The sequence below is a fragment of the Methylophaga sp. UBA2496 genome, from assembly GCF_002341635.1.
In the GTDB taxonomy this organism is placed as follows: Bacteria; Pseudomonadota; Gammaproteobacteria; order Nitrosococcales; family Methylophagaceae; genus Methylophaga.
On sequence record NZ_DDOK01000007.1, the window covers coordinates 199,504 to 211,094 of the forward strand.

Below are 11,591 nucleotides of genomic sequence, written 5' to 3' on the forward strand. Positions count from 1 at the left end.
AACAGTTTGATTAATCTGCTTGCGCATAATCCTGGAGAGAACACCATGGCAAAGACTTACCAAGCGGGTGTAAAAGAGTATCGCGAAACATACTGGATGCCTGATTACACTCCGAAAGACACTGATTTCCTGGCCTGCTTCAAGGTCATCCCGCAAGAAGGTGTGCCTCGTGAAGAAGCGGCTGCGGCGGTTGCGGCGGAATCATCGACTGGCACCTGGACCACTGTCTGGACTGATTTGCTGACAGACCTGGATTACTATAAAGGTCGCGCTTACGCTATTGAGGATGTTCCAGGCAACGATGAGGCGTTCTATGCCTTTATTGCATACCCCATCGATTTGTTTGAAGAAGGTTCAGTCGTAAACGTGCTGACTTCTCTGGTGGGTAACGTTTTCGGTTTTAAAGCAGTGCGTTCATTACGTCTGGAAGACGTGCGAATTCCTGTTGCGTACGTAATGACTTGTGGTGGTCCTCCTCATGGTATCCAGGTTGAGCGTGACATCATGAACAAATATGGTCGTCCATTGCTGGGCTGCACCATCAAGCCAAAGCTGGGTCTCTCTGCCAAAAACTACGGTCGTGCCGTATATGAATGTTTGCGTGGCGGTCTGGATTTTACCAAAGACGATGAAAACGTTAACTCACAACCATTTATGCGCTGGAGACAACGTTTTGACTTTGTTATGGAGGCGATCGACAAAGCTGAAATCGAAACGGGTGAACGTAAAGGTCATTATCTGAACGTTACAGCGCCAACCCCTGAAGAAATGTACAAACGTGCTGAGTATGCCAAAGAACTGGGTGCACCCATTATCATGCATGACTACCTGACGGGTGGATTCACGGCCAACACAGGTCTGGCCAACTGGTGTCGTGATAACGGTATGTTGCTGCATATTCACCGTGCAATGCATGCGGTACTGGATCGCAATCCGAACCATGGTATCCATTTCCGTGTATTAACCAAAATGCTGCGTCTGTCAGGTGGTGATCACCTGCATTCAGGTACTGTGGTTGGTAAATTGGAAGGCGACCGTGCTGCAACACTGGGCTGGATCGATATTATGCGTGACTCTTATATCAAAGAAGATCGCAGCCGCGGCATTATGTTTGATCAGGATTGGGCATCCATGCCTGGTGTTATGCCGGTCGCTTCCGGTGGTATTCACGTATGGCATATGCCTGCACTGGTCAGCATCTTTGGTGATGATTCGGTATTACAGTTTGGTGGCGGTACATTGGGTCATCCATGGGGTAATGCGGCGGGTGCAGCAGCCAACCGTGTGGCATTGGAAGCTTGCGTAGAAGCACGTAACCACGGCAGAGAGCTGGAAAAAGAAGGGAAAGAAATCCTGACCGCTGCTGCTGAGCATAGCCCTGAGCTGAAGATCGCAATGGAAACCTGGAAAGAAATCAAATTCGAATTCGATACCGTCGATAAATTAGACGTTGCCCATAAATAAGCGATGCTGGTCGGCACTGCTGACCATGGTTTACTGATATCGAATTTGACATTATTTGAGGAAATGACAATGAGTGAAATGCAAGATTACGCTTCAAGCCTTGCCGATGCATCAAGCCGTAAGTTTGAAACCTTCTCATATTTGCCGGAAATGGATGCTGCACGTATCCGTAAACAGGTTGAATACATCGTCAGTAAAGGCTGGAACCCTGCAGTAGAACACACTGAACCAGAAAATGCATTTGGTCACTACTGGTATATGTGGAAACTGCCTTTATTCGGGGAAACCGATGTGGATCGCATTCTGGCTGAAGCCGAAGCCTGCCACAAAGCACATCCGAAAAACCATGTGCGTTTGGTGGGTTATGATAATTATGCTCAATCTAAAGGCGCAGAAATGGTCGTGTTCCGCGGTCAGTCGGTATAACATCAAATCGAATCAGTCCCTGACCACAGTGTCAGGGGCTTTTTCAAATACGTACCACCAAACTTTCCAACGAATACCCTGAGGTTACTGCGATGAGCGAGAAAATTGCTGAACAGTATAAAGTCAAAACAGAACCTTTTTACCGTCCGGTCAGTAATGAAGTGGAGCTGTATCAAGCCGCTTACGCGCGCCGTATGCCGGTAATGCTTAAAGGTCCGACCGGTTGTGGTAAATCCCGTTTTGTCGAATATATGGCCTGGAAACTGGGCCGCCCGTTGATCACAGTTGCCTGTAATGAAGACATGACCGCCTCCGATCTGGTTGGGCGGTTTCTGCTCGATAAAGATGGTACCAAGTGGCAGGATGGTCCATTGACCACGGCTGCCCGTATCGGTGCTATCTGTTATCTGGATGAAGTAGTGGAAGCACGTCAGGATACAACCGTCGTTATCCATCCCTTAACCGATCACCGTCGCAGCCTGCCGCTGGATAAAAAAGGTGAATTGGTCGAAGCCCATAAAGATTTTCAACTGGTGATTTCCTACAATCCCGGTTATCAGAGCTTGATGAAAGATCTCAAGCAATCCACCAAGCAACGTTTCGGTGCAATGAATTTTGATTATCCTGACGCCGAGCTGGAGGCCGAAATTGTCGCCAGGGAAACCGGTGTCGATGCTGAGATAGCCAAAAAACTGGTACAGATTGCGCATCGTGCCCGCAACCTGAAAGGTCATGGCCTGGATGAAGGTATTTCCACCCGTCTTCTGGTCTATGCAGGGCAAATGATTGCAGAAGGTGTTGAGCCTTTGGCTGCCTGCCAGATGACGTTAGTCACACCATTGACTGATGATCCGGATATGCGTGAAACGCTGGAAGCCGCTGTTCATACCTTCTTTGTTAGTTGATAAAGGCCGACCCGGTTTCTCCGGTTTGGATATCACATCATGAGCGTCAATCTAAACGATTACCGCGAACAGCTTGAAAAAATAGCGCCAGAACTGGTGCATACCTTGGACAGTACTTTTCAGGATGCAGCCAGAATCATGTCGCCTGCCGGTTTGCAGGAATATATGGAAGGCGCCAAAGGCTTGGCAGAGCTGGGTCGGGGTAAAGAGCTGGTGGTTGCCTTTCTGGAAGATATTCCACAAGTTGTCAAAGAATGTGGTGAAGATGTCATTCGTGATTGCATCAATGCGGCGATGAAATTATCGTCAATGACCTCAGGTGAGGTCATTGCACTGATGATTCATAGTCTGCCAATTGCTGCCCGGCGATTGGGTGACCCAGAATTATTACGCGGTTATTTAAACCTGATTCATCAGCTGTCAGCCAAATCTTCCCGTGGCTTAAGACCTATGCTGGGTATTATGGATGAATTATTGTCCAAACTTACTTTGTCCGGTTTACGTCGCTGGGCCAACTTTGGTGCCGAGGCTTACCGTCGCGATTTGAACAGCCTGGTCAAATACTTTGCCCTGGAAACCGCTGACAGCAAGAAAATGCTGCAGAAGGAGCGTCGCGGTACGTTGTTTATTGATACTCAACGCAAACTGAATTTTTATCTGCGGGCATTATGGGGCAGGGATTTTTTTCTGCGACCCACCGCAGCAGATTACGAAGGATTCAAACCTTATATCGACCATTTTGTGATGCATCTTCCGGATGCTGTGGATGATATTGAAGGTGTCAGTGGTCTGGCGCTCTATCGGGCTCAGGCCGCCCATCTGGCAGCCCATATTCAATATACCCGAGCACCGATTTCCGCCGAACAACTCAGCCCGGCGCAGCTGTTTTTTATCGGACTGGTGGAAGATGCCCGCGTTGAATATCTGGCGATACAGGATTTCCCCGGTCTGCAGAAGCTCTGGGGCAACCTGTTAAATGTTGAACAAAGTCAGAATGTGGAACATGCTGGCCTGTTAAAACTCGAACAATTCGCCCGTTGCCTGCATGATGCATCACTTAAAAATGATGATGAGCAATTGGATGCTTTAGCGGTCAGGTTTCATGAAAACATTGCAACTCAATCTCAGAATAACCAGTTCAGCTGGGATCTGGGAATGGAGCTGTTTCATGTGTTTGCCGAAAAGCGCGAGGTGCCCAGTTTACGAATATTAGAATCCATTCGTTTGCCTTATCGCGACGATAACCGTTTTGTCTGGGAGTTTGAAGAATTCGATTTTCTGGCGCACGGGGCTGAATATATTCCGGCCAGCCAGCGGCAGGTTCGCAGATATGTCAGCGCCGTTGAAATGGCCAATGAAGTGGATTGTGAGCTGGCCGGCGATGATGCCCAGGAAATCTGGATCTGCTCAACCAAATTCATGCCATATGAAGATGCCGGTGAAGCCACGGTCAGCTTTAATGAGATGTGGGGTAAAGATCCCGTCTCCGGACCCTATCATTATCAGGAATGGGATTATCAGGTACAGCTTTATCGTCCGGATTGGAGCACGGTATATGAATATCGTCCCAAGAAAGGTGATCCAGAAGACATTGATAATATCCTCAAAGAATATAAACCGGTGGCACATCGTATCCGGCAGATCATCGACTTATTGACACCGGCCGGGGTGCAGCGAGTTCGCAATATGGAAGATGGCGACGAAATTGATATCAATGCTGCGGTTGATGCAATGATTGCCATCCGTATGGGCGAGCAACCCAATACACGTATCACCATGCGTAATGTGATAAAAAATCGGGATTTAGCCGTAACGGTGTTACTGGATTTATCGGAATCCACCAATGATGTTATCGAAGGCAGTGAGAAGACGGTTCTGGATTTGACGCGTGAAGCAGCAACCCTGGTGGCTACAGCCATCAATGGCATCGGTGATCCCTTTGCGATTCATGGCTTTGCCTCGGATGGCCGGCATGATGTGCAATATTTCCGCTTTAAAAATTTCAATCAGCCTTTTGATGATGAAGCAAAATCACGGCTGGCGGGGATGAAGGGTGGTTTATCGACACGAATGGGCGCCGCGATGCGTCACGCGGCACAACACCTGCTAAAACAACCGGAACGCCGCAAATTATTATTGCTGGTCACCGATGGTGAACCTTCGGATATAGATGAGCGCGATCCACAACATTTACGACATGATACCCGCAAAGCCGTGGATGAATTATGGAGCCGCGGTGTGATGACCTATTGTCTGACGCTTGATGCGAATGCTGATAGTTACGTTAAACGAATTTTTGGTGAAAATAACTACACGATCATCGATCATGTTGATCGTTTACCGGAAAAATTGCCTACTTTATTTGCCAGCCTGACCCGTTAGGGCTTGTTGATCTTTCATCTCCGCCTCTGTTGTGAGCTGAAAAAGCGTCAATCAAGGCACGAGGAGCGCCTTTTGTGAGATACATCCATGTATCTCACCCCATTGGGGCTTATACGCTCAAAAACGCTCCCGGCGTTTTTGTAGTTGTTCTAAATAAGTGACGAGCAACGAAGAGTGGCGTTTTTCAGTCACAACCCAAAGGGCTGGGGCTATTTTTCCGCCCTACGGCGTTGGAAATGACTTATGTAGAACAACTACATCGCATCATTTCCGTCTTGTAGGACGAAAAAATAGCCGCCAGCAGTGGTGGATATGAAAGATCAACAAGCCCTAGGAAAAATCATGAAAGATCAAAAACGTTACGTTGGTATTGATAAGGAAATTAATGGTGCGATGACCGATACCGGCAAAATCATTCGGGATGCCTGGGTATTCGGCTTGATTCCGGAAACGGAAACCTGTGAAGGCTGGCTGGCGGCCGGATTAGAAGATTTGTGGCGCAAGGTCAATCTCGAATGGGAAAAATATGGCTTTCGGGTGGCGAATCTGCCACCGGAAATGCAGCAGAATTTTATGCGTATTCATAATTCTGCTTTTGCTCAAGCCAGGCAGGCCGGCTGGGACGCCGAGCGAGATCTTATCGACGAAGTCTGAAGAGTCTCGATGTATACCCGACATCTTGAGATTCCGGTTTTTGAAACTCGACATGTCTGGGTAGAAGCCGTTTTATTCAATCAGGCTCAGCGGGTATCAAAGCGTTTTCCAGATGGCTTACGCTTTGCGATTCCTGAGTTAAAAACGCTTGAACTGATAGTGCAACGTGATGCATGGATTATTGTAGATAAAGCGTTAAATGACGTTCCTGTAGCCGCCTGGTTGGAGTTTGAAACACGGCATCGGGACAATTTACATTTACCGGTTAATTGTCATCTGCGTTTATTCCATGTTCATGCCGGACTGGTATTAAAAAGAGCTCAGCAAGGCATGCTGGAAAATCTGAGTGCCATCCTAAAATCTACCAGTAAGTAAATATAGCCATAATCGTTGATTACCACTGGGATGGTGATGCCAGAATGGTCTGTACTTCTGCATATAACTTTTGCAGGTCTGCAATGCCCTTTCGGGCTGATTCAGTCTCGTTTTCTTCAAATTGATTACGCAAACCGGCCGCGGCATGAAACAGTTCGTAATAGGCCAGTTTGAGTCGATCCAGCCAGAACTGGTTAAACAATTCCTCCTGCTTGCCTTGCTCCAGCCAATGTGTGAAGTGACTGCGTTTAGGATTCATTAAAGGCCAGTTGATGATTTCCGCAGGACTACTGTGAAGATTAGCAATCACCCGCTGTAACCATTGTTCCCCTTGCATTTGCATCAATGCCAGCAGTCGTTGTTGAGGCGATAATGAATTACGCGCATGGTTCAGCCAGCGTATTTCAGGTTGGTAATCCTGCATCCATTGACTTAATTTATCTGCGGGCATTGGCTGGGCAATAACGTATCCTTGTGCCATATCGCAACCTATCGTCATCAGCATTAAACCGTGCTCTATACTCTCAACACCTTCAGCAATGACCTGATGCTGAAAGGCATGACTTAAGCCAATAACACCTTCGACAATAGTGAAATCATTTGGATCATCCATAATGTCGCGGACAAAGCTCTGATCAATTTTAATCACATCGACTGGCAGATGGCGCAGATGGCTTAACGATGAATAGCCGGTACCAAAATCATCGAGGGCAATTCGGACTCCAAGCCCATTGCGACAGGTTCCGATAATTGACGAAACAGTGTGAATATCGGTTAAAACACTGCTTTCAAGAACTTCCAGCTGCAAATATTCTGCGGATAAATCGGGGTATTTCGACAGTATTCTATCGAGACTGTCATAGAATCCTGGCCACTGCAGATGATGGGCAGAAATATTGACACTGATTTCTATCTTCCGGCCCTGCTGATGAAACGTCACTAATTGTTTTAGCGTTTGAGCGATAACCCAGTTACCAATACGAATTTCCAGGTCGGTGCCAGCCAATAAACTTAAAAAAGTGGTGGGTTCCAGAATGCCCTGCTGCGGGTGATTCCAGCGGAGCAGTGCTTCAGCACCGTAAATACGTCCATTACGCATATTAATTTTAGGTTGGTAAAACAGACAAAACTGATCATTGGTAAGTGCATGATGCAAATTATCTAGCTTGCTTTGCTGGAGCAGAATTTGTTTGTCATGGATGGCATCAAACACTGAATAACGGTTACGCCCCGTCTGCTTGGCCTGATACATCGCCTGGTCAGCATGGCGCAGTAAAGTGTCTGCATCAGCTTGATCCAACGGATAAATGGTGACGCCCATACTCGCGCCCAGTTGAATAAAATCGCCGTCAATCCGGTAAGGCAGTTGGATGGTGCGTAACAATCTACTCACTAAACGCTCACAATGTTCGACTGAACTGATGTCATTGAGCAAAATAGCGAATTCGTCTCCACCTAACCGGGAAGCCGTGTCATCCAGACGGATACATGCCTTAATGCGTTGAGCTACTTCAATGAGAACCTGATCGCCGATTTCATGACCGTAAGTGTCATTTATGGGTTTAAAGCCATCCAGATCCAGAAAAATAACGGCCAGCAGGCTATGCTGACGAATGCTATGCGCTATGGCTTGTTGAAATCTGTCTGCAAATAACGTTCGATTAGGCAACTGGGTCAGCATGTCATAATGCGCCATCATTTCCAGCGCATGTTGCTGTTCTTTTATCTCGGTAATATCTGAAAATAATCCAAGGTAATGCAAGGTTTTCCCTTGCTCGTCGGATAACGTCGATATTGTCAGAAGCTCGGCAAATAATTCACCGTTTTTACGACGGTTCCATATTTCTCCCTGCCAGTAACCATTTTCTATAACGTTTTTCCAGATATCTCTGTAAAAGGCTTCACTGTGTTTCCCTGATTTGAGGATAGAAGGGTTTTGATTAATAACTTCTTCGGGGCTGTAACCGGTAATGATACAAAATGCCGGGTTTACGTCCACAATGCGACCATCCGGGCTGGTGATTAGAATGCCTTCATGTGCCTGATGAAATACCCGGCCGGATAATTTCAGTTTTTCTTCGGCCAGTTTACGTTCACTGATGTCATAAAAAATAGTGATAAACACATTGGTCTGACCATCATTAATCGCTGTGCTTGAAATCAAAACATGCTTGGTTTGTTGTTGACGGGTCATGACTTTAACTTCAACTGCTTCACCACGGTAGGGAAGTCGCTGTTGCAATGCCTCCGCTACAAACTCATCCCAGGTCTGTTTAGTGAGTTGACGATAGGATGGATCCGGATATGCTTTTTCAAGCCATGCTGCCAAGCTGGGTAAGTCTTCAAGTGCGTAACCAAAACTCTCAACAAAGGCTTTATTTACAAAAATAATTTTACTTTTACCATCACTCAGAATATGCGGGATAGGCGATGCGTTTACGATACTGCGTAATTTGGATTCATTACGCGCTAATGCCTGGCCAGATTGTTTGAGGCGATAGATCCAGAACGCAAAAACCATAATAATAGCGACTATAGTTAAGGCAATTTTGATGAGGGTTGCTTTTGAAATACCACTGTTAATGCTTAGCCCCATCCAGGATTGTTCGATTCGTTGTCTTTCTTCTGCCGAAATACTGGCCAAAACCTTATTTATAATAGATTGCAAGTGGGGATGTCTGGGATTGATACCCATTCGATAAGCGTTGTATTGCTGAGTTTGTCCGGCAAATTGCAAGTTGATCAGGTTGGCCTGTTTGATCGCGTAATTGGCATATGCAGCGTCTCCAACATACGCATCAGCTTCGCCTGTAGCGACTTTTTTCAGGGCTTCTGTTGTCGTTTCAGTGAGTAACAGGTTAATTTCAGGATAATTCAATGCCAGGTTTTCCTGAACATGATAGTTTTTCTCCACCGCCACAGTTTTACCCTTCAGATTTTCCAGAGTACCGATATAGCCAAAGCGGTTAGCATTGACGATGACAACAGGATTGGTGATGTAAGGCTGGCTGAACAATAAATATTCTGAGCGTTCAGGACTCATATTCAAACAAGACAGCATATCCAGTTCACCACGTTTTGCCATCGCGATAATCTCATGCCATGGTTTATCAGTGATGATCTCAAACTCTATACCGAGCTTGGCTTGCAGCAGCTGAATATACTCTGCCGCCAGACCTTGATAGTTGTTTTCGCTGTTAATCCACTCATAGGGAGCAAAGGCGCGATCAATGCCGAGTTTGATAACAGGATTCTCTTCCAACCAGGATTGTTCTTCAGGACTCAGTCTTAGCGCGGCATTGGATTGGTAAATAAATCCCTCTAATTGGGATTCAGAAAGTGCCGGAGCAATATTTAAACGTTCATATATTTGTGCGCTGCGACGTAAACGGGCTGGATCCAGCTGTCCTAAGGGGATCAGGTCGGGCAATATCAGTTTTTGGATTTCTCTGAATTCATGTTTGAGTTGTTCCAGGCTGGCATCACTGCCATATTGATTGATAATCAAGTCAATAATTTCATCGGGATTATCCAGTGCATAGCGCCAGCCCTTTAATGTCGCCCGGCGGAAACGTTCAGCGCGGCCAGGATTGTTGCGCAGCTCCCGGTCACCTGTAAATAAAATATCCCCATAAAAATCAAAGCCATAGCTTTGAGGGTTGATGATGTTAACCGTAACGCCAAGCTGATTCAAAGCAAAAAGCTGATCGGTCCGATAAATTGACATCACATCGACACGATCATTGATAAAACTATCAAGCTGCTGATCCTGTGGAATAAGTTTGTAGTCTTCCGAGGATATGCCGGCATCAGCGAACATGGCGAGGAATACGGCATCATTTCCTGCTGAATCATCAAACATGATTCGTTTGCCTGTCATTTCATAGGGACTGACAATGCCCGACTGGGCTTTGCTTATCAGTACTAATGCATCATGCTGAAATATGGCAGCTAATGCCCTGATTGGGCTGCCATCAGCATATTCTGCTAACAAGCCAATACCGCCAACGCCATAGTCAGCACGACCACTGGTCACTTCGTTAATGACGCTGATACCGGGATGACGTTCGCGGAGAGAGACTTCCAGACCTTCCTGCTGGTAAAAACCTTGCTGAATAGCCGCATAAAAACCGGCAAACTGAAATTGATGACGCCATTTTAGTTGTACCGTTACAGATTCCGTCGATGCTGCTTTAACCTGGCCGAGCAAGCTGGTAAGCAGGATAAACAGTAACAATAAAGTTAAATTGTAAGGCGTGACGCGCATGAGATTCGTCTTGGAATAACATGCTGATAATAACAAGAATTTTAATTCTTTGACGGATTAATCGGTATCTGGATTGCTGGTCGTTATAATTTTAATCGGGCCAAGTACAATCAACTAGCGGTTTTACGAAATGGTTTTACGCTTTTGTTCCTTTTAAAGGAGAACCCGTTTTCAGGTAAATACGCTAAAAACAAAAAGATCAGTGATAAAGCGGCAGGGATAAAACTTAAATCTGTTTGCCGGATATGCCGCTGGGAAAAGTCTTCATGCGTTAATGCGTTATATAACTGATTGGCCGTTTGCAAGTGATGGTAATGAAGTTTTGCCGGTTCAGCCAGTGATTTCAGATATTCCTCTTTCACACTGGAAAGATGTTCATTACCAGCACGGGATTGATTTCCCCACGGGGCATTTCTGGGGACATAGCCTTCGATTTTACTGGGATCTTCAGGTAAACCAAAAGTCGTGCCCTGTGGCACATCCTCTGCTGTATAGAAGCCAATCTGGATGCCGTCTTCATCATATTTTGGGATCCGGCTCAAAGCATGATCACCGGTGCCGACAATCAGTCCACGAATTCGCTTTTGAGCATTATTATCGGCAGATTGTAATTCAGCCAGGTCGGGGGCATATCGCATATTCATCGGAGGCGCTTCCTGACCATCCGTAAAAAATACCAGGGTCGTGTTTTCAATTTCAACAGTACGCATCAACTCAAGCGTATTGGTTAAAGCCAGAATAATATTGCTGTCAGCCACCCAGGCCATTCGCCAATCGATACGCCTGATGCTCTCACGGATTTCCGGATAGTCTGCACAGACCTCCATTGGCGTGTAGAGCAGCGTCGGCATACGTTCGGTGAACACTCCCAGTCCCACACGCGAGCCACAGGGCAGTTTTTGGATGGCAATCAATGCATCTGCTTTAACTTTTTCCAGTCTGCTGACAGGGTCACCATTGTCATTCTGATAATCCTGTACATTCATGCTGCGTGTAATGTCCACCATAAAAAAATAATCATATTTTTTGCTGGGAAAGGGCAGATTTGGCATTAAAACAGCAATTAGCAGCAGTGAGGCTGAACTGATAAGTAACCAGATGGATTTCATATTGCCAAC

At 46.3% G+C, this 11,591-nt stretch carries 8 protein-coding genes; 6 read left to right on the top strand and 2 right to left on the bottom strand.

The window, feature by feature from the left end:
* The first annotated feature begins 45 nt into the window (after positions 1 to 45).
* The 6 genes from B2W60_RS10850 (at position 46) to B2W60_RS10875 (ending at position 6,206) form a co-directional block, all read left to right on the top strand.
* A complete protein-coding gene (locus tag B2W60_RS10850; RefSeq protein ID WP_292360658.1) occupies positions 46 to 1,464 on the top strand; it encodes a form I ribulose bisphosphate carboxylase large subunit in 1,419 nt (472 codons plus the stop codon).
* Between the two features lie 69 nt (positions 1,465 to 1,533).
* Positions 1,534 to 1,890: a ribulose bisphosphate carboxylase small subunit gene (locus tag B2W60_RS10855; RefSeq protein ID WP_292360656.1), complete on the top strand. Its 357-nt coding sequence runs from the start codon at positions 1,534 to 1,536 to the stop codon at positions 1,888 to 1,890.
* A 92-nt stretch (positions 1,891 to 1,982) separates the two neighbouring features.
* Complete coding sequence (locus tag B2W60_RS10860; protein ID WP_292360654.1) at positions 1,983 to 2,795, top strand: CbbQ/NirQ/NorQ/GpvN family protein; 813 nt, start codon at positions 1,983 to 1,985, stop codon at positions 2,793 to 2,795.
* A gap of 39 nt (positions 2,796 to 2,834) precedes the next feature.
* Complete coding sequence (locus tag B2W60_RS10865) at positions 2,835 to 5,177, top strand: nitric oxide reductase activation protein NorD (protein WP_292360652.1); 2,343 nt, start codon at positions 2,835 to 2,837, stop codon at positions 5,175 to 5,177.
* Between the two features lie 342 nt (positions 5,178 to 5,519).
* Positions 5,520 to 5,831 (top strand): hypothetical protein, encoded by a 312-nt coding sequence (locus tag B2W60_RS10870; RefSeq protein ID WP_292360650.1) that lies wholly within the window; start codon positions 5,520 to 5,522, stop codon positions 5,829 to 5,831.
* A 9-nt stretch (positions 5,832 to 5,840) separates the two neighbouring features.
* Entirely contained in the window at positions 5,841 to 6,206 is a 366-nt protein-coding gene (locus B2W60_RS10875) for a hypothetical protein (RefSeq protein WP_278355629.1), read from the top strand.
* Positions 6,207 to 6,225: 19 nt separating this feature from the next.
* Here B2W60_RS10875 and B2W60_RS10880 read toward each other — a convergent pair whose 3' ends face one another.
* Together B2W60_RS10880 and B2W60_RS10885 are read right to left on the bottom strand one after the other, a co-directional pair.
* Positions 6,226 to 10,473 carry an EAL domain-containing protein gene (locus tag B2W60_RS10880; RefSeq protein ID WP_292360648.1) on the bottom strand — a complete coding sequence of 1,416 codons (4,248 nt, stop codon included), beginning with the start codon at positions 10,471 to 10,473 and terminating at the stop codon, positions 6,226 to 6,228.
* Positions 10,474 to 10,583: 110 nt separating this feature from the next.
* Entirely contained in the window at positions 10,584 to 11,582 is a 999-nt protein-coding gene (locus tag B2W60_RS10885; protein WP_292360646.1) for a vWA domain-containing protein, read from the bottom strand.
* Positions 11,583 to 11,591 lie beyond the last annotated feature (9 nt).

Bases quoted from the DNA above. Each gene is read 5' to 3' on its own strand.
- B2W60_RS10855 (WP_292360656.1), top strand. From the start codon at position 1,534: ATGAGTGAAATGCAAGATTACGCTTCAAGCCTTGCCGATGCATCAAGC.
- B2W60_RS10870 (WP_292360650.1), top strand. From the start codon at position 5,520: ATGAAAGATCAAAAACGTTACGTTGGTATTGATAAGGAAATTAATGGT.
- B2W60_RS10865 (WP_292360652.1), top strand. From the start codon at position 2,835: ATGAGCGTCAATCTAAACGATTACCGCGAACAGCTTGAAAAAATAGCG.
- B2W60_RS10885 (WP_292360646.1), bottom strand. From the start codon at position 11,582: ATGAAATCCATCTGGTTACTTATCAGTTCAGCCTCACTGCTGCTAATT.
- B2W60_RS10880 (WP_292360648.1), bottom strand. From the start codon at position 10,473: ATGCGCGTCACGCCTTACAATTTAACTTTATTGTTACTGTTTATCCTG.
- B2W60_RS10875 (WP_278355629.1), top strand. From the start codon at position 5,841: ATGTATACCCGACATCTTGAGATTCCGGTTTTTGAAACTCGACATGTC.
- B2W60_RS10860 (WP_292360654.1), top strand. From the start codon at position 1,983: ATGAGCGAGAAAATTGCTGAACAGTATAAAGTCAAAACAGAACCTTTT.
- B2W60_RS10850 (WP_292360658.1), top strand. From the start codon at position 46: ATGGCAAAGACTTACCAAGCGGGTGTAAAAGAGTATCGCGAAACATAC.